This window comes from Enterococcus sp. H57 (genome assembly GCF_003112495.1).
Taxonomy (GTDB): domain Bacteria; phylum Bacillota; class Bacilli; order Lactobacillales; family Enterococcaceae; genus Enterococcus_B; species Enterococcus_B faecium.
Window position 1 is genome coordinate 1 of the sequence record NZ_BEHC01000005.1, and the last position, 17,176, is coordinate 17,176.

Sequence of the window (17,176 nt, forward strand, 5' to 3'; positions counted from 1 at the left end):
AAAGAGTAGCAGAACAATATGTTACTTCACGTTATGGTTCTTGGGAAGCGGCGAAAGCATTCTGGGAAGCAAACGGTTGGTACTAAGATTCATTTATTAATCGAACGGTTTACTTTTATACAAAGAAAGCCAAAAAGAGGTGTGACACAACTAGTGTCACACCTCCTTTTTATTTACCTAATCTAATGAAACGTTCCAAGTTTTGATAAGTATTTTTCTTAACTTCTTCAACTGATAGCTCTTTGATCTCAGCGATTGTCTTTAACTGTTCTTCAAGCAGTGAGACATAATATTTTTCTGAAAAAATCCCCCCTAAAGCCCACTCTGCTGCATGTAGTCCATCCGTTTCAATAAGTAAGTGGTCGATTGGGACTGTTTTAGCTAGTTGCCAGACTGCTGGGTTCTTTTTCAAATCAAGACCAATGCTGAAATAACAGCCTAAATCAATATAGTCTTGTTGATAGTCCAAAGAAGAATACCAATGAATCAAATAGTGATTAGGGTAAGATTGGATATAATTTAAGATCTCTTTTTCGCATCCTTTTGTATGCAGTACAACAGGTTTCTCATTTATGGCTGCAAAAGCAAGCTGTCGCTCAAATACTTTTTTTTGTGTAGTCATCGGTACATTCGTCCAAATATTATCTAACCCTATTTCACCGATGATCCTTGCTTTTTTCAAAAAAGGCTCAACTTGTTCAAACGTATAGCTATCTGCTTTCCAAGGATGGATACCGTAACTTAAGGCTTGAGTCTTACTTGCTGCAAGCTGTCTGTTTTCCTTCCATTCTTCTGGCGAATCACAATTGATGATCGTCAAAATCGTGTGTTCCTGCTGAAGGAGTGCTAAACTCTGACTCCCATCTAAATGACAATGAGCATCACTTAACATCTAATTCACCTGCCAATAACTGATAAATCGTTTGCTTCAACTCTGATTGCTGCAGTAGCCATTCACGTGACCGTCGTTTTTCAGGCACTTGAATCTCAGCAATCACATGTGCCGGACGGGCGGAAAGCACAAGAATCCTGTCTGATAAATAAATTGCTTCTTCGATATCATGCGTCACAAGTAAAGTAGTCCGCTTTGCTTTTTTAGGCAGCTTCAACATCCAGTCTTGCATCTGCCCTCTGGTCATAGCATCTAACGCTCCAAATGGTTCATCAAGAAGCAAGTAAGAAGAAGGATTCATGATTGTTCGTAACAAGGCCGTTCGCTGCTTCATCCCGCCAGATAATTGTTCCGGCAAAAAATGTTCATATCCGTTTAACCCAAAGATATCCAGATAATCCCTTACTTGTTCTTCATTGATTGTTAGATGATTGATTTTTTGATATAACGTAACGTTTTGATAGACGCTCAGCCAAGGAAGTAACATATCTTCTTGCGGCATATAACTAAATGCTGTATGGAGACCAGTTACTTTTTGATCGTCTACTTTGATCGTTCCAGAAGTCATAGGCTGGACTCCTGTTAAAGTTTTCAGCAATGTTGACTTACCGGCTCCGCTTGGCGCGACAATCGATGTAAAGGTATCTTTAGGGATAGTGAAATGGATGTCTTCTAATATTTTCAGGTTTTCAATGACTACATTCAAGTGGCTGATTTGGATTGACATATCTATCACTCCTATTTTATAAACTGATTAGTGAATAGTTCTTGCGAAGGTACATCTTGCTTGATCAATCCGTTTTCCTGCATAAAAGCTGTATAATTGCGCCAAACTTTTTCTTCCATCAATCCCCAATTCTCAGGATTATCCGTATAATTTTTTGACAAGAATGCTTGTGATTCTTCTAAAAACGTCCGATCATTTTCTTTTGCATATTTTTGCAACAGTTTAGCACTGTCATTTGGATCCTTAATAGCTTCCTGATAGCCTTTTTTCGTGGCATCCATAAAAGACTGTACCAATTCTGGATCACTTTTGATCAGTTGATCATTCGTAATAATTACCGGAGTATAGTAATCTAACCGTTCATCTAATTCTTTCAATGGGATATAGTTTAGTTCAATACCCGCTTCTTTTGCTTTGATCATATCCCAACCTTCAAAGTACCATTGGATATCTGAGGATTTTCCTAAGCTTTCTGGCCCTTCTCCATTGCTTCCTACCATTGTCAGTTTTGAAAAGTCCCCGCCGTCTTTTTCCATCACAGCTTTTAAGACAGCTTCTTCACTTGGACTTTGCCAACCTGCATATGTTTTTCCTTCAAAATCTTTTGGTGAATGGATGTTACTGTCTGATAGGGTGGCGAATCCAGAAGTATTATGTTTGATCACTGTAGCAATTGCTTTGACTGGTATATTCTGTCCATCTGCGTGAGCATAAGTGATATCTTCTTGATAACTTACACCAAATTGTGCTTTGTCCGCACCTACTAGACCAATACTTGTCGAATTATCTCCTGGTTCGATGATTTGGACATTTAAACCAGCCTCTTTATAATAGCCTTTTTCTTTTGCTAGGTAGATGCCAGTATGATTAGTATTCGGTACATAATCCAAAACAAGTGTCACTTTTTTCAAATCCTTTGTTTCTTGTTTGCTACTTGTTTCTTTTGCAGTGCCACAAGCGGATAAAAGCAACAGTAGCGGTAATAAAAGCCATAATTTTTTCATTTGATCCCCTTCTCTTAAAAAATATAAAGCATACGATAATACCCTTTTTTCAATAATGAACAAGCGCCATTCAGCAATAAACTCAATAGAATGACACAAATGATCGCAGCAAAAACTTTATCGATCTGGTAGCTGTTTTTTACGCGTATCATGTAATACCCTAAGCCTGCTTGAGCACTTAGCCATTCTCCAACGACTGCTCCGCTGACACAATAAGTAGCAGCCACTTTTAAACCGGAAAAGAAGCCGGATAAACCCGCTGGTATTTTATATATTCGATAAATCTTCCCTGTATCTGCCCCCATCGTTTTCAAAAAGATGATTTGCTCTTTTGATACTTTCCTCAATGTATCCGAAAAAGAAACTACGATCGGAAAATAGCTTATCAAGACAACAAGGATCACTTTTGGAAGCATACCGAAACCAAACCATAGGGTAAGTAATGGCCCTAACACCATGATTGGCAACATTTGTGAAATCACTAGTAACGGATAAAAAGACATTTCTAAAAACTTCCAATAATCCATTGCCAAGGCAGTAATAAAAGAAAGAACGCTAGCTATTACCAAACCAAGCACTGCTTCATTTAATGTCGTGACAGAATGGGAAAGTAATACTTGTGCATCTGCCGCTAATGCAGAAAATACAGCAGCAGGTCCGGGTAAAATAAAGGCAGGTATTTTCCAAACTATGACAACAATCTGCCAAATAATTAAAATGAATGCCATACTGACTGCTGGATAAAGATTTTTCTTCATTTTGATACCTCCTTTCTTCTAATATGAATAACAAAAAACGCTTGAAATGGGCACGACATAGTAACCCGCTTCAAGCGTCTGCTATGTTTCTCCCTTCACCAGTATTAACTGACAGGTTCAATGGGTCTAAGTTCACAACTTACTCTCATGTCGTCTACGACATCCCCAGAAACAGGTATTCATTTTTTAAAGTGTAGCACAAGAAGGAAAAAGCAACAAGCGCTTTAGTTATCATGCTGATTATTTCAATAAATAGGAGAGATCACTTGCCAATGTCGGATACCCCATGATATAGCTATCCAACTCTTTTTTAGTCAATTTTTGATTGATGACTAGTGTCAAATCATCGATCAATTCGTCTGCTTGCTCGCTAATCACTGCAGCACCAATCAAATAATTTTGCTGGTCAAAGGTCAATTCAGCCTTAGCAACTGGTTCATTGACACGATGATAGGTGAACCAACTGGTAAGATCCATCTCTACCACTTGATCTGACGAAGAAGCGTGACTTTTTGTAACACCTACTTCAGCAAGTTTAGGACTGGCGTAGACGATCGTAGGTATAATCGGATATTTGATAGGTTCGCTTGTTGCATCCGTTATCCGCTTAGCTACATAATTTCCTTCAAAAGTGGCGACTGGTGTCAATTTGGGGGGTTTCCTTGAAACAATATCTCCACACGCAAAAATTTTTGGATTGCTCGTTTGCAGATAATCATTGACTGCAATTCCGTGTTTATCAAAGACGACATTCGCTTGCTCAAGTGCTAAAGATTCTGTATTCGGCTGTCTCCCAGTCGCACAAAAAATCATATCTGCTACTAATTCCGTCTCTTTTCCGACTAAACGATAGCGAGTACCTTCTGAAATGATCTTTTGGGTTTCAACACCAAAAGCAAACTGAATGCCAGATGCTTCCATTTGATGGACGGCTTCCTCTACCAAAGACGCCTCAAATTCTTTTAATGGCCGTTGATTATGATGGACAATGGTTACTTTGCTCCCTGCAGCATTGGCAATCGTAGCTAGCTCAAAAGCAATATAACCACCACCGATAAAAATGATTTCTTTAGGCAGTACAGGCAATGATAAAAAGTCTGCACTAGTTTTCAAGTATTCCTTTCCCTCCACTGGTAAGATCGTAGGTCTTTGCCCGGTTGCCAAAACAAAGTAATCCGCATGGAAGACTTCTTCGTTGACTTCAATAGATGAATCATCCAAAAAACGAGCGGTTCCTGAAAGATGATCGATTTCAGCTTCTGCTAATTGTTTTTTTCGGCTTTCTGGGACTGGATCCGTAAATGTTCGTTTGAATTTTTGAAGTTCTTCCCAGTTGGCAGTTGGGATCTCGTTAAAACCTTTTCCACTCAATTGTTTTACCCGATTACGTGCCTCTACTGCACTTAACAAGACTTTTTTAGGATCACATCCACGGTTAGGACAAGTCCCGCCCCATAGATCTTCTTCGACCACTAGTACTGTTTTACCTGCTTCTTTCAATCCATAAGCAGCACTTAAGCCGCTCACACCTGAACCGATGACGATTGCATCATATGTTTTCATTTCCTTCCTCCTCTCGACTTAAAAAAGCAAAGATTTCTTTACTTGTCAGCGACCCAATACTTCTTTGCTTTTCTACTATCACAATGCTTGGATACACCGAAAGAAGCGAATATACTTCTTTCATAGGCGTATCAAAGCAAACTTGTTGACGAGCATTTTCTGGTATTTCATTTAAGAAATATCCATTGACGACTAAATCTTCTACTCGCCACTCTTTCGTCTGTTTCGGTTCATTAAAGAAATGCCGAACGTAGTCGTTTTTAGGATTCATCAATAACTGCTCTGGTGTGTCACATTGGATAATTTCTCCATCCTTCATAAATGCAATACGATCACCTAGCTTGATTGCTTCTTCCATATTGTGCGTAACGAAAACGATGGTCGTGCCCAATTCTTCGTGTAAGGACAAAACCAATTCTTGTAATGAGTTTCTTGAAATCGGATCTAATGCGCTAAATGGCTCGTCCATCAAAATCACATCTGGGCTTGCAGCAATAGCTCGGATGATCCCGATCCGTTGCTGTTCTCCTCCAGACAACTCTCTAGGCATACGATCTCGATAAATATCAGGAGATAAGCCAACTTTTTGAAGAAGTTCATCTACACGGTCTGCTCTTTTCTGCTTTTCCCAACCTAACATTTCAGGGATGACTTCAATATTTTGCTTGACTGTCATGGTCGGGAACAAAGCGATTTGCTGCAGCACATATCCCATATTCCACCGCATTTTCTGCAGATTATATTCATTTAACGATTTTCCTTTGAAGTAGATGTCTCCTGCTGATGGTTTAGATAATCCATTGATCATTTTCAAAGTAGTTGTTTTTCCACTACCGGAAGGACCAACCAAAACAAAGATTTCTCCTTTTTTGATTGCCAGATTTAGGTCATCGATGACATACTTTCTATCATACTTTTTTTGCACATGTTTGAACTCGATTAATTTAGTCACTGATCTTCCTCCTTTACTAATCCTTCATTTTTCAGGAAGATTCGTGCTACTTCTGTCGGCTTTTTCTTTTCGACATTGACTTGGTAATTCATATCAATCATTTGATCCTCTGTTATTTTTCCGCTTAATTTATTCAGTGCTTTAACGATTTCAGGATGTTCTTTAGCAAAATCTTTTTTCATCAGCGGTGCGCCTTGATAAGCTGGGAATAACCCTCGATCATCTTCTAGAGTCACTAGATCGTACTCCTTGAGCTGGCTATCTGTGGAATAGGCATCCACAATATTGACATCTCCATTATTGATTGCTTGGTAACGCAAACTTGGCTCCATGCTTTGTACACTTGAAAAATTCAAGCCATATGCTTCTTGGATTCCTTTATATCCATCTGAACGATCAATAAATTCCAGTGTGAATCCCGCTTTGATCTGATCAGAGATAGCTGCCAAATCGGAAATCTTTTTAAGTTGATGTTCGTTCGCAAAAGATCTCTTGACTGCCAAGGCATACGTATTTTGGTAAGCCATTGGTTTTAATAATGTCATATCGAATTGCTTATTCAATAATTCTTCTGCTTCGTCATATGTTTTTTCTTTTGTCAAATCAGCACTTTTCATTGCTTCAGGTACCTTCACCAAGCTTTCTAGGACAGTACCTGTGAACTCAGGATAGATATCGATTTGACCTTGATCCAGTGCATTGAACAAAAAACTCGTCTTGCCAAAATTCGGTTTTAATTCAACTTCTGTTTTTGTGTTGTCTTCAATCAATTCTTTATACATTTGGATCAGGATTTCAGGTTCCGCTCCTAATTTTCCAGCAATCGTGATGGTTTCATTTTTAAACAAGGCAGACTGATATAAAGAAACGCCGCCAAATAAACACACCACTGCTGCTAAAGTAATGATGGAATATCGAGGTTTCTTATGCTGCAACCAGCGAATCAGTCCGCTGAATATAATTGCAAGCAAGGCAGAACTGATCGCACCAATCAATGTCAAAACAGGTGTATTTCGGTCAATACCTAACAAAATAAATGTCCCTAATCCACCTGCTCCGATCAATGCTGCCAAAGTAGCCGTACCGATGATTAAAACTAAGGCAGTTCGGATACCTGAGATAATGACAGGTAATGCGATGGGAAGCTCTACTTTCAGCAAGCGTCTCATTCTGGACATACCAAATGCTACCGCTGCTTCTTCAATAGACGGGTCAATTTCAGCTAGACCAATATACGTGTTTTGGAAAATCGGAAGCAAAGCGTAAATAACAAGTGCAATCAATGCTGGAACAGTTCCGATCCCTACAAATGGGATAAGTAAACCTAATAAGGCAAGTGAAGGAATCGTTTGGAGCACACCCGTGATCTGCAATAAGACTTCTGCCATTTTTTTATGATTGGCTGCCCAAATCGCTAAAGGAATAGCAATCAGTGCTGCAATCAGCAAAGAAATGAGAGAAATGGACAGATGTTGAAATGCAGCTTCCAGCAACTCGCCTTTTCTTTCACTTAATGTTTGTATAAAATTATTCATGCGACCTTCCTTTCTGTTATTCTTTAAGTATAAACATTTCTTTCCTTTTTCCCAACTAACTTGTCTTGCCTTAACCTTACAGCACGAACAAAAAAAAGAAAAAAATACCTCTAAATATGCTGACAAAAAAGAATCCAAGCAACAAAGTCGGATCAACTTTTTGGTTCTCGTTTTTTCACTACGAATACCATAAAAATCTATACGAAATTGTCACTTGGAATCAGCTATATCTTTTTTACACACACAACTTTTATTTTAATAAAAAGAAACAGCCAATAAAGTAGAAATCTCGTGGGGGAGAACACCTTTATTGGCCTGTTCAACGAATATTATACTGTATCATGACACTTTTTTGCCAAAAATGTAAAAAACGGTTGTTTTGACATCACAAACGTCTTGTTTTCTTATTTTTACTTATATCACCACTTTATTTTCTATCTCTTTCACTCCATAAAGCGGAATGAGTTCTTCTTTTGACTGATAATAAACAGCTTTCTCACGGTTCTTCATCAAAAAAAGAAAGATGTCTTTCATAGCAAGTGGTGCTTTGCCGTGTTCAAATAAAAAGATAAATTGATTTGCTTTATTTATCTGGACCATTGTCACAGGCACCAGTTTTTGTTCTTGAGCCAAAAAAACTCCTTGATACTCTGTTTTTTTGGGTGATTTTGTAAGAATTGTCAATAAGTCTGCTGCTCGCATTTTTCCACTCCTTATTTGATAAATAAAAAGAAACAGCCAAAAATAATTTTTTTTCATTTTCCTCTTGAAGTAAGAGTATAAGTCAGTATAATAAAGAAGTTGCTGAAAATTTTCAAAAGAAAAGAGGCTAGAAATGAAAAAATTAAATTTATTTACAGAATTGTGCGGAATCATTTTAGGCGCAGGAATCTACGGATTAGCTGTGACAGGAATCAATATTCCATCTAAGCTGGCAGATGGTGGGGTTACTGGTATTGCTTTGCTCTTGCATAATCTTTTTGGATTCGCTCCTTCTGTCACTTCACTGCTTTTTAATTTACCTTTATTGCTTATCTCATTGTTTCTTTTTGGAAAACACGCTTTTCTCCGGACGATCGTCGGAACATTTGCGCTAGTTTTCTTTTTACATTTATGGGAGAGCCTTCATATACATTTTGCTGTAGATAGTCTACTGATCAATAGTTTGATGACAGGTATTCTTTCTGGCATTGGTTGCGGTCTCGTCTTTCGATTCGGCGGAAGCACAGGCGGAACAGATATCATTTATCAAGCCATTGAAAAATATTTTCATATTAAGATTGGCAAAAGTCTTTTCTTGATTACTTTTGGTATTTTAGTTGTCTCCTTGCTTTATTTGGATCTCACACATTTTCTGTATACATTACTTAGCTGTTCTATTCTATCTTATACATTGAATAAAGTGAAATATCTGGAAATTGGATCTGTTTTGCCCCAATTGGAAGCAAAACAGACTACAGAAACATTTGAACCACTTGACCCTCTTGAACAGTTAGAGCACTGATTCTTATTTTTCACTACTTTATTTACAGAAATATCATTATGTAAACTAAAATGATATTATTCAGTAAAATCTTCTTTATAAAAAAATAAAAAATAAACTATTTTTGCAAACGATCTGCGAAAATAGTTTGTTTTTTTATTTTGCCATTATTTTCTTACTTATTGGGAGAAAAAATTCGCTTAAGCTCAAAAAAATCTGAGGATACGATATAAACTTTCGGATAGAGTATAAAATAAGGAAACGCCGCAGCGTTTCCTTTCCAACTGTAGCCGAATATAAATTTGTATATCACTTATTTAAAATAGCTATTTTCTCCCAAAGAGTTTCCTTGATCATCGATCAATCCTTGTAATGAGCGTTCTAAAATACCATGGCTTTTTTTCGATTTTTTTTCTTCTGACTGCTTTGTTTCCTCTAACATTTTTGTTCGATTGAATGTTCGTACAGACGGCTCACCATTTCTTTTTTCTTGATACGGCGTCGGTTCAGTATCGAACAACAGATAAGAGTCATCCGTTTTTTTCATCGATTCGATTAAATGATCCTCAGAAATTTTGCTTTCTCTAGGGTCTGGGATAATCGATGCGGGTACATATTTAGGAACAAAATAAGAACGCTCCCGCACCTTCGTGTCAACAGATGCGTTTCGTGTAGTATGCTTGGACTCTGTCCTTGTTTCACTTTGTCTGACAGAACGAGAGGAATCACCAAAAAGTTTTTTTCGTCCTGTCGATGTGATTTCTGATTGGTAATGGCCGGTATAATCCGGTAATTTTCCTTTATGCTTTTCCAAATTTCCCTTACGCGGAGCTGACTTCAATCCATTTGTTGCACGACGCTTGCGACGGATTTTCTCGGTGTTCGTGTTCGTGAAATGAAATTCTTTCATCTGCTCAAACGGGGACTGATTCTGTTCAGTCAAAAGATCTTCTTGTCCGTCAAATAATACTCGCTTCTTGTCGTTGGTTAATTTTACGCCTAACTCATCATCGTACGCAGGAAAACGGAAATGTTTTCGTCTGATTTCTTTCATTCAAACCATCCTTCTCAAAAATGGAACTTTTCTCAATAATAGCACAGATTCATTGTTTTCAGTAGCAATGCGCTGATTATTTTAAGAAAATAGCGATGAATTTCATAAATATATATATAGTAATAAGACTTAATTCGTTGTCTCTCTGATAACTAGTTCAGGAAAAAAACGACGATAACCTTGACTCGCCCCTTTTTCTTCTATTTTTTTTAACAACATTTCTCCACATACTTCACCCATACGTATAATATCTTGCTTGATCGTTGTCAATTTAGGTGAACTGATTTGGTCTAAAAATACCCCATCAAATCCAATCACACCAAATTCTTCGGGCAAGTGTCCTCCAGCATTTATAATCCCTCTTACTGCTCCTAGTGCTAGCCGATCTGAACTACATACAAAACAAGTTTTATCTGTAAAATCTGCCCAGTTTTCTGTCATATATCTTTCTACTTCTGTCGAATGATTTGGAAACCGCAAGATTTTACTAGGAAGATCAACTTCCTTCATCACAGATAAATAACCAGTTTCCCTTGAAATTTCAAAAGGCTCGTCCACTTCGATACCGATATAAATAATCGTTTGATAATCTCTTTCTAAGGCATATTGCGTTGCTTTTGCTGTACCATATTCATTATCGCTGTCTACATAATCATATCCTTCAGAATTTTCCCCAAACAAGACAACTGGTTTTTCCAAACGATCGATCCAATCGAAGTCTTTTTTTCTGACACCTGTGATGATGTATCCATCACAAGAACCGACGTCGAAGGCATCATTTGTAACTAATTGGAGAGAATAATGCGCTTTACCGATCCGTTTAGCGATTCCCATCAGCAAATTCATGTAATAGGGCTCAGTTGTGTCGATTTCTTCCAGTATAAATAATTTGATGATCTGCGACCGATTCGTGACAAGTGCTTTTGCAGCAATATTTGGACGGTAATCCAGTTCAGCCATTGCTGAGAAAACTAACTCTTTCAATTCGTCAGTCACCTGTTCCGGATGATTGATGACTCGAGAGACCGTCATTTTTGAAACATTGGCACGTTTTGCAACATCTGCTAAAGTGGGCATGCTCTCTTCCTTTCTAACATGTTGTCATTCTTACTATCAATTATACCAAATTTTCCTAACAGAGTTTATTATAGCCCAAAATAAAAAACGGAAAATCCTCTATCGTCATGAGTGATTTTCCGTTTCAATTATTTATACTTTTTTATCAAATTTTTTGCTAAAAAAGTGGAAGCTTCTTCCATTAGTGGTATTTGTACCATATGTCGCTGTGTTTTTGAGGAACGAAAAACAATTTCTTTTCCGTAAGACTTATGCCGATTTTTTTCTACAAATCGTTCCGTTTGTATATAAGGGATTTTTTCGTCAGCTTGTCCATGCCAAAAGAACAGAGGACGTCCAGCTAACTTTTCCGGCTGCAATGACAAATCATAGCTCTTAACCCATGAAATCAAATCAAAATAGTCTTTTGGTACGACATAATTATATTCCGATCCGCGCCTTACGATTTCTTTTCCATATTCCAAAGGTGCAGGGGAACCCATCAAACACACGCCCGCTACTATATGAGGATGTTTAGCCAACAAGGCGCATGTTGTCATTCCCCCCATCGAAACCCCGCCAACTGCAAGCTGATCATGTAGAAGACCTCTTTTTTCTAAATGCTTGATAAGTGTGTCAAATTCAAACAGATTTCCGTAGATACTATCCCAAAATGTATAGGATGGAATAGAAGAAACCGGCTGTTTGCGCTCCCCATGATTCATCGCATCTGGCAGGATCACACGAATGCCCTGCTGCGCAATTTTTCTTCCTTGCGTCAAAACTAACTCCTTACTTGTCTGCCATCCGTGATAATAGATGACAACGGGAATACGTTCCTCTCTTAATTCTTTCAGAACAACTTCTAACACTGGAATATGATGGACAGAACGTTTCAATATAATTGGATTCAATTGTTACTCACCTATTTTCATTAAATTTCCTGATCGCCATAGCAACCATGCTCCAACAGTTGTCTGGAACAGGTTCAGTGTACCAAATAATATAAATGCAGGACTGAATGGCTCGGGAAATAAGCACAGAGAACAAAGTCCCACCACTCCTAATGCTAGCGAAAGGAGTGGATAAATAGAAAAATTCAAAAAACTGGCAACGCTACCGAAAATATTACCAATAAACAGTATCAAAAAGAAAAAAACGCTTAAAATTAAACCATCTGTCAGCGACATCTGAAAAACAATGTTCTCTACCTCAATTGGCTGTTGAATCGAATAGACACCTAAGTATATACTGAGAAGGAGACTTAGCACGTGGCTGGCACAAAACACACGATTGACCGTTTTCATTTTAATCACCTAACCTATCTTTATAATTCTATTATAATCATTTTATCATTTTTTTGTATGTATAAAGTTTCAATTTTTCTTCACTTACGATTTTTTTTGATATTGTTGTTATATAAATGAAAGGAGTTTTACAAATGATTGATCCAAAAATGTTGGGGATGATCTTCCTCATTAATTTTGCTTATATCACTCTGAACACGTTACGTTTCATGTTGACAATGAAAGGCTATCGACTGATTGCTCCACTTGTCAGTATGGTCGAGATCACGATTTATATCGTCGGCTTATCCCTTGTTTTAGATCGTTTAGATAATCCACTGAATTTATTTGTCTATGCGTTAGGTTACGCAGTAGGTATCAGTGTCGGAATTTTGATTGAAGACAAATTGGCATTAGGATACATCATGGTCACAACGATTTTGCCAGCAAATAGCGCAGAAGATAAAAGTTTGCCGGGTATACTGAGAGAACACGGTTATGGTGTGACACAGACTTCTGCAATGGGGCTGGAAGGTGAGCGGCTAGTTCTCGAAATACTTTCTCCTAGAAAAAGCGAACGTGAACTGTATCGCCTGATCAAAGAAATCGAAGAGCGTGCTTTTATCATTTCTTATGAGCCAAAATATATTTCAGGTGGTTTCTGGACTAAAAAAGTGAGAAAACGACAAGGAAAATAACTCACAAACTTAAAAACTGTCTAATATCTAAATTAAATTTTAAATGTTAGACAGTTTTTATTTATTATTTTGATTAAAAAACATCGACATATACTCATCAATTTGTTATTATACTTTATATACTTATCAATTTAATTTGGAGATATTATGGAAATTCAACGTAGAACCACTAATTTTTTACATTTAGGCTCTTTTTTTGCAACTTTGACGATCTTATTTTTTCTATGTTATTCATACCTTAAGACCTCACATGCGCCTTCTAGTGCATTAGGCTGGTTGCTTTTGGATCATTCTGATATCACAGAAGCCGAAGAAAATCCGTTTTTTTTGATTTTGTCTTCTCTTTGCGGCTTACTGTTTTCTGTTTATTTCGGTGCCTATTTTTTTCATCGACATCCTGGTACGTTAAACGAAGCTTCAAGTGTATTGATTGCATTTAAAACGTTTTCTTTTTTAGCAATTCTTTTTTATTCGTTTAATCACAATACGCTTTTCTTCTTTATCATGAATGGTTTAGTCGTGATTTTATCCATTTTTACTTATTTTATTTTTTCACTCATTTTTAGCCAATTGAAATGTCCACTCTTCTTTCGATTAGTTCCTGTCACCTGTTTTATTTACAGCTTGTTTTCCTTTTTTGTCCTTGCTTTAATGCCACTGACCAACCCTTCGACGATCCAAGTCGCAGGAAATCTGTTGGATATGCTCTTCATCGTCAGTCTAGGTGTATTTATGTGGCAAAGAAAAAACAAACAAAATAAAAAGCATTTTGAAGCCTGACTATTACGACTTCATAAATGCTTTTTTAGTTTTAAACACTTCAATCTAAAAGAATAACCCAAGATTGGATAAATTATTAATGACTCGCCATTCGTTTCTTAGTGATTCTGGATCATCAAATGGACTTCCTAATCTAAGCAGCTAGTTCTTCCCATAAAATGCCATACTTGACTGAATCATAATATTGATTATTTAAAAATCTAACTTTTCTTATCACTACTTCCTTTGTCATTCCACATTTCTCACCATTTTTTTGCATTCCTTTGTTTCCAGACCATGTAGTGAATCCAATAGGTGGTAGATAGGCAAAATACTCAAATAATTCTTTTAACCATAAAGGAAGAGAAAGGCTCCTCCTGCAAGAGTCAGTATAATTTTTGCTTACTGCTCTCTTAGGTTTTACTCACTAAAACTGTTCTATATTCTTTGATATAAGAAAATGCATGCGGTATAAATTTCTTGCTCAGCTCAGAAAAGATTTGTCGTTTAAGAAAGGCCGTTTCCTCCATTGTCAATGAAGGATCCAATGTTGGTAATTCAATCTCAAAATTGTTTTTTTCGACAATAGGTAATTCTAATGTGAATGATTCTTCTTCCTTTATAGTATTCGTCACAAGTAGAGACTGATGGAAAATACTAGGCCGGCGATTTTTATATTTATTCTTACGTATCCTGTCAACGATAACTTCTATTTGATCAAAAAAGTACGCTTCATTTACGTCTCCAATAAGTTCGGCTAATTCTTTGAATGCCTTCGTTACAGGAAGCTGATTCTTCTGTACAAAAAAGTAATTAGCCAAAGTAAGCGGGAAGTGTTCTATAGAGGAAAGTGTGATAAAACGGTACTTCTCATTTCCTGCAGTTGCCCTCAGCAATTCTGTCTCTCGGCTGTTTCTTACTCCATAAAAATACGCTTCTTTCCGTTCATCTTCGAAACAATACGCCCAAATAACTTCTCCCATCGCTAATTTTTGTTCATCAACAGAGAGTCTCTTCAATTGTTCAGCTATGGTTTCAGCAGCCGAAGTGGCTTGTTGCAAGTAATCTTTAGGATCAAATATTGGAAAGTTCAAATGATATCTTCGTTCTTCCCTCTTGATTAATCCTGCATCGATCAATAGATCAAGAAAATGGGAAAATTTATTTTGCGAAAATTCTTTTTTCAATTCTCTTAGAATCGTTTCTTGTTCTCGATGTTCATATAGATAATCGGTCAATGAAGAAAAAAGCGGATCATCGGTCAGTTTTTGATAAAAGTTTTCCTTATTTTTTGAATAATAATAGTTCATATATGTTCTCTTTTCTATCCGTTTTATTTTACTTAAAAGGCTTTTACGTAAAAAGGAGGAAGAACAAGAGTCATAATTGACTGTTATTCTCCTCCATTTCTTCGGCCTTTAGTATGTTCTATGTTTCTTTTTATATCAATCGCTTATCCATTCATTTTGAATGCTTCATACTACCCTTTGATTAGCTAAATACAGCCGTCAATTGAGGTACGACTTGTTTTTTACGTGAAACGACACCTTTAAGCAAAGCACGGTTGTTGGTCAAAGTTGTTTGGAAAGCTTCTTCTACTTTTTCTTTTCCTTTACCAGCAACAAGTAATTCTGAATCACTGTCTAAGATGTTTGTGACAACTAATACGAACAGATCGTAGCCATTTGCTTTCATTTCATCTTCCATTGCTGCTTCTAGCTCTGCTTGTCGATCCATCACTTCATTAAGGTCCACTGTATTGACTTGAGCGATACGAACGTTGGAACTGCCCATTGGGAAACTTTTTGCATCCAAATCAAGAAGAACCGCAGCTGATTTATCACTTAGATTTGTTCCTGCTTTCAACATTTCAAGTCCATAAGTGTTTAGATCGACTTCAGCGATTGCTGCAAGTTCTTTTGCAGCTGCTTCATCTTCAGGCGTACATGTTGGTGATTTGAACAACAATGTATCTGAAATGATAGCTGAGAGCATGATTCCTGCGATTTCTTTAGGAATTGTTACTTGGTTTTCTTTATATAGTTTTAAAATAATCGTACTTGTACATCCAACTGGTTCTGCACGATAGTACAATGGATTAGCTGTTTCAAAGTTTGCAATACGATGGTGGTCTACTACAGCTAAAATATTTACTTCGCTGATATCTGAAATACTTTGTTGGAATTCATTATGATCCACAAGCATGACATCTGCATTTTCTGCTTTAGCTGACTCTACTACTCGTGGTGCAGATAGCTGAAAGTGGTCTAATGCGTATTGTGTTTCTTCATTAGGTGTACCTAGAGCAACTGCTTCTGTTTCTTTACCTAATTCATTTTGCAAGTGTGAAAACGCAATGGCTGCCCCGATTGCATCTGTATCTGGATTTTGGTGACCAAAAACTAAAATTTTTGACATGTCATTCGCTCCTTTGTGATTTCTCCTATTTAATAATAGCAAAAAAACGGAAAGAAGCAATACTTATCTTCTTTCCGATGCGACCTATCGCGTTAAATATTTTGTATACTCTTCTGTATGAAGCAATCGTTTAGCATTTTCGACACGTTCTTTTGTAGGTGGTTCGATCCCTTCTAATGGATATTTCAAACCAAGTGTTTCCCACTTGTATTTTCCCATCGTATGATAAGGAAGAATCTCTACTCTGTCTACATTTGACAAGGTTTGAATAAAGTTGTCTAGTCGGATCAAATATTCATCATAATCACTTCGCTCAGGAACTAGTACATGGCGAATCCAAACCGGTTTGTTGATTTTTGACAAATATTGAGCCATTTCTAAAATATTTTCATTGTCCCAATGCGTTAGTTTTTTATGCTCTTCATTATCGATGTGTTTGATGTCAAATAACAGTAAATCTGTATACTTCATCAATTCTTGAAAACGTGAAAAGAAAGGTTCTTCATACGTAAAAGGTTTTCCGCATGTATCCAATGTAGTATGCATCTTCCGCTCTTTTGCTTTTTTAAATAGTTCGATCAAAAAATCGATCTGCAATAGAGGTTCTCCACCACTAACAGTAATACCACCTTTATTTCCCCAGTAAGGTCTGAAGCGTTCTGCTTTATCTAAAAGTTCATCTGCTGTGTATTCTTTCCCTCCGCCAATATTCCAAGTATCTGGATTGTGACAAAATTGGCAACGCATGCGGCATCCTTGCATAAACACGACAAAGCGCAGTCCAGGTCCGTCTACTGAACCGAAAGTTTCGATAGAATGAACATAGCCGATTGTTTTTTCTTCCATTTAAGTTCACATCTTTTCTTTGATTTCATTTTAAGTACAAGTTAGCTGTCGAAGCGAAGCTTTCTGAACAAAATTTTTCGCAATTGCCGCTTCGTTATGTGTAAAATTTACAGGGACGGAACATACAAGTCCTGCCCCTGTAAAT

19 protein-coding genes, 1 pseudogene and 1 riboswitch are annotated in these 17,176 nt (G+C 37.1%); of the genes and pseudogenes, 4 read left to right on the plus strand and 16 right to left on the minus strand.

What is annotated here, in order from left to right; genetic code table 11:
• Positions 1–86 (plus strand): annotated as a pseudogene (locus tag DIZ30_RS01115) (peptidase M23); the annotation flags it as partial.
• Positions 87–169: 83 nt separating this feature from the next.
• Here DIZ30_RS01115 and DIZ30_RS01120 read toward each other — a convergent pair.
• The 8 genes from DIZ30_RS01120 to DIZ30_RS01160 form a co-directional block, all read right to left on the minus strand.
• The gene (locus DIZ30_RS01120; protein ID WP_002299401.1) at positions 170–892 is read right to left on the minus strand and encodes a TatD family hydrolase; all 723 of its coding nucleotides are present in this window, start codon (positions 890–892) and stop codon (positions 170–172) included.
• Positions 882–1,619: an ABC transporter ATP-binding protein gene (locus DIZ30_RS01125; protein ID WP_002297010.1), complete on the minus strand. Its 738-nt coding sequence runs from the start codon at positions 1,617–1,619 to the stop codon at positions 882–884. Before DIZ30_RS01125 ends, DIZ30_RS01120 begins: the two co-directional genes overlap by 11 nt.
• An 11-nt stretch (positions 1,620–1,630) precedes the next feature.
• Positions 1,631–2,623, minus strand: coding sequence for an ABC transporter substrate-binding protein (locus DIZ30_RS01130; RefSeq protein ID WP_109023056.1), 993 nt, complete (start codon positions 2,621–2,623; stop codon positions 1,631–1,633).
• A 14-nt stretch (positions 2,624–2,637) separates the two neighbouring features.
• A complete protein-coding gene (locus DIZ30_RS01135; protein WP_002297003.1) occupies positions 2,638–3,381 on the minus strand; it encodes an ABC transporter permease in 744 nt (247 codons plus the stop codon).
• A 73-nt stretch (positions 3,382–3,454) separates the two neighbouring features.
• Positions 3,455–3,559, minus strand: a riboswitch (TPP riboswitch).
• A gap of 62 nt (positions 3,560–3,621) precedes the next feature.
• Positions 3,622–4,944, minus strand: a complete 1,323-nt coding sequence (locus DIZ30_RS01140) for an NAD(P)/FAD-dependent oxidoreductase (RefSeq protein WP_109023057.1) — start codon at positions 4,942–4,944, stop codon at positions 3,622–3,624.
• The gene (locus DIZ30_RS01145; RefSeq protein WP_002299396.1) at positions 4,931–5,896 is read right to left on the minus strand and encodes an ABC transporter ATP-binding protein; all 966 of its coding nucleotides are present in this window, start codon (positions 5,894–5,896) and stop codon (positions 4,931–4,933) included. Before DIZ30_RS01145 ends, DIZ30_RS01140 begins: the two co-directional genes overlap by 14 nt.
• On the minus strand, positions 5,893–7,431 hold the full coding sequence (locus DIZ30_RS01150) for an ABC transporter permease/substrate-binding protein (RefSeq protein ID WP_002289765.1): 1,539 nt from the start codon (positions 7,429–7,431) through the stop codon (positions 5,893–5,895). The genes DIZ30_RS01145 and DIZ30_RS01150 overlap by 4 nt, the downstream gene beginning before the upstream one ends.
• A 414-nt stretch (positions 7,432–7,845) precedes the next feature.
• Entirely contained in the window at positions 7,846–8,133 is a 288-nt protein-coding gene (locus DIZ30_RS01160; protein ID WP_002289767.1) for a hypothetical protein, read from the minus strand.
• A gap of 133 nt (positions 8,134–8,266) precedes the next feature.
• Here DIZ30_RS01160 and DIZ30_RS01170 point away from each other — a divergent pair, with 133 nt between their 5' ends.
• Positions 8,267–8,935, plus strand: a complete 669-nt coding sequence (locus DIZ30_RS01170; protein WP_002297002.1) for a YitT family protein — start codon at positions 8,267–8,269, stop codon at positions 8,933–8,935.
• A 292-nt stretch (positions 8,936–9,227) separates the two neighbouring features.
• Here DIZ30_RS01170 and DIZ30_RS01175 read toward each other — a convergent pair whose 3' ends face one another.
• The 4 genes from DIZ30_RS01175 to DIZ30_RS01190 all read right to left on the minus strand — a co-directional run bounded on the left by DIZ30_RS01175 (position 9,228) and on the right by DIZ30_RS01190 (position 12,331).
• The gene (locus DIZ30_RS01175) at positions 9,228–9,968 is read right to left on the minus strand and encodes a hypothetical protein (RefSeq protein ID WP_002299391.1); all 741 of its coding nucleotides are present in this window, start codon (positions 9,966–9,968) and stop codon (positions 9,228–9,230) included.
• 129 nt (positions 9,969–10,097) lie between these two features.
• The gene (locus tag DIZ30_RS01180) at positions 10,098–11,045 is read right to left on the minus strand and encodes a LacI family DNA-binding transcriptional regulator (RefSeq protein ID WP_002289258.1); all 948 of its coding nucleotides are present in this window, start codon (positions 11,043–11,045) and stop codon (positions 10,098–10,100) included.
• 128 nt (positions 11,046–11,173) lie between these two features.
• Positions 11,174–11,938 carry an alpha/beta fold hydrolase gene (locus DIZ30_RS01185; RefSeq protein ID WP_002298096.1) on the minus strand — a complete coding sequence of 255 codons (765 nt, stop codon included), beginning with the start codon at positions 11,936–11,938 and terminating at the stop codon, positions 11,174–11,176.
• A gap of 3 nt (positions 11,939–11,941) precedes the next feature.
• Complete coding sequence (locus DIZ30_RS01190; RefSeq protein ID WP_002297001.1) at positions 11,942–12,331, minus strand: hypothetical protein; 390 nt, start codon at positions 12,329–12,331, stop codon at positions 11,942–11,944.
• A gap of 134 nt (positions 12,332–12,465) precedes the next feature.
• On the opposite strand from DIZ30_RS01190, the gene DIZ30_RS01195 reads away from it, so the two are divergent.
• Positions 12,466–13,008, plus strand: coding sequence for a DUF2179 domain-containing protein (locus tag DIZ30_RS01195; protein ID WP_002289260.1), 543 nt, complete (start codon positions 12,466–12,468; stop codon positions 13,006–13,008).
• Between the two features lie 147 nt (positions 13,009–13,155).
• Positions 13,156–13,788: a hypothetical protein gene (locus DIZ30_RS01200; RefSeq protein ID WP_002289266.1), complete on the plus strand. Its 633-nt coding sequence runs from the start codon at positions 13,156–13,158 to the stop codon at positions 13,786–13,788.
• 133 nt (positions 13,789–13,921) lie between these two features.
• Here DIZ30_RS01200 and DIZ30_RS01205 read toward each other — a convergent pair whose 3' ends face one another.
• From DIZ30_RS01205 to pflA, 4 genes are all read right to left on the minus strand, one after another.
• Positions 13,922–14,047: a GNAT family protein gene (locus DIZ30_RS01205; RefSeq protein WP_002323505.1), complete on the minus strand. Its 126-nt coding sequence runs from the start codon at positions 14,045–14,047 to the stop codon at positions 13,922–13,924.
• A 133-nt stretch (positions 14,048–14,180) separates the two neighbouring features.
• On the minus strand, positions 14,181–15,077 hold the full coding sequence (locus DIZ30_RS01210) for a DUF1803 domain-containing protein (RefSeq protein ID WP_002298098.1): 897 nt from the start codon (positions 15,075–15,077) through the stop codon (positions 14,181–14,183).
• A 181-nt stretch (positions 15,078–15,258) separates the two neighbouring features.
• Complete coding sequence (locus DIZ30_RS01215; protein WP_002289263.1) at positions 15,259–16,185, minus strand: manganese-dependent inorganic pyrophosphatase; 927 nt, start codon at positions 16,183–16,185, stop codon at positions 15,259–15,261.
• Between the two features lie 84 nt (positions 16,186–16,269).
• Positions 16,270–17,031 carry a pyruvate formate-lyase-activating protein gene (pflA, locus tag DIZ30_RS01220; protein WP_002298101.1) on the minus strand — a complete coding sequence of 254 codons (762 nt, stop codon included), beginning with the start codon at positions 17,029–17,031 and terminating at the stop codon, positions 16,270–16,272.
• Between the last annotated feature and the right edge of the window lie 145 nt (positions 17,032–17,176).

Excerpts from the sequence above, each read along its gene's own strand:
- DIZ30_RS01200 (WP_002289266.1), top strand. The coding sequence starts at position 13,156 with ATGGAAATTCAACGTAGAACCACTAATTTTTTACATTTAGGCTCTTTT.
- DIZ30_RS01125 (WP_002297010.1), bottom strand. The coding sequence starts at position 1,619 with ATGTCAATCCAAATCAGCCACTTGAATGTAGTCATTGAAAACCTGAAA.
- DIZ30_RS01170 (WP_002297002.1), top strand. The coding sequence starts at position 8,267 with ATGAAAAAATTAAATTTATTTACAGAATTGTGCGGAATCATTTTAGGC.
- DIZ30_RS01150 (WP_002289765.1), bottom strand. The coding sequence starts at position 7,431 with ATGAATAATTTTATACAAACATTAAGTGAAAGAAAAGGCGAGTTGCTG.
- DIZ30_RS01130 (WP_109023056.1), bottom strand. The coding sequence starts at position 2,623 with ATGAAAAAATTATGGCTTTTATTACCGCTACTGTTGCTTTTATCCGCT.
- DIZ30_RS01175 (WP_002299391.1), bottom strand. The coding sequence starts at position 9,968 with ATGAAAGAAATCAGACGAAAACATTTCCGTTTTCCTGCGTACGATGAT.
- DIZ30_RS01195 (WP_002289260.1), top strand. The coding sequence starts at position 12,466 with ATGATTGATCCAAAAATGTTGGGGATGATCTTCCTCATTAATTTTGCT.
- DIZ30_RS01120 (WP_002299401.1), bottom strand. The coding sequence starts at position 892 with ATGTTAAGTGATGCTCATTGTCATTTAGATGGGAGTCAGAGTTTAGCA.
- DIZ30_RS01210 (WP_002298098.1), bottom strand. The coding sequence starts at position 15,077 with ATGAACTATTATTATTCAAAAAATAAGGAAAACTTTTATCAAAAACTG.
- DIZ30_RS01135 (WP_002297003.1), bottom strand. The coding sequence starts at position 3,381 with ATGAAGAAAAATCTTTATCCAGCAGTCAGTATGGCATTCATTTTAATT.
- DIZ30_RS01215 (WP_002289263.1), bottom strand. The coding sequence starts at position 16,185 with ATGTCAAAAATTTTAGTTTTTGGTCACCAAAATCCAGATACAGATGCA.
- DIZ30_RS01180 (WP_002289258.1), bottom strand. The coding sequence starts at position 11,045 with ATGCCCACTTTAGCAGATGTTGCAAAACGTGCCAATGTTTCAAAAATG.
- DIZ30_RS01140 (WP_109023057.1), bottom strand. The coding sequence starts at position 4,944 with ATGAAAACATATGATGCAATCGTCATCGGTTCAGGTGTGAGCGGCTTA.
- DIZ30_RS01205 (WP_002323505.1), bottom strand. The coding sequence starts at position 14,047 with ATGCAAAAAAATGGTGAGAAATGTGGAATGACAAAGGAAGTAGTGATA.
- pflA (WP_002298101.1), bottom strand. The coding sequence starts at position 17,031 with ATGGAAGAAAAAACAATCGGCTATGTTCATTCTATCGAAACTTTCGGT.
- DIZ30_RS01190 (WP_002297001.1), bottom strand. The coding sequence starts at position 12,331 with ATGAAAACGGTCAATCGTGTGTTTTGTGCCAGCCACGTGCTAAGTCTC.
- DIZ30_RS01160 (WP_002289767.1), bottom strand. The coding sequence starts at position 8,133 with ATGCGAGCAGCAGACTTATTGACAATTCTTACAAAATCACCCAAAAAA.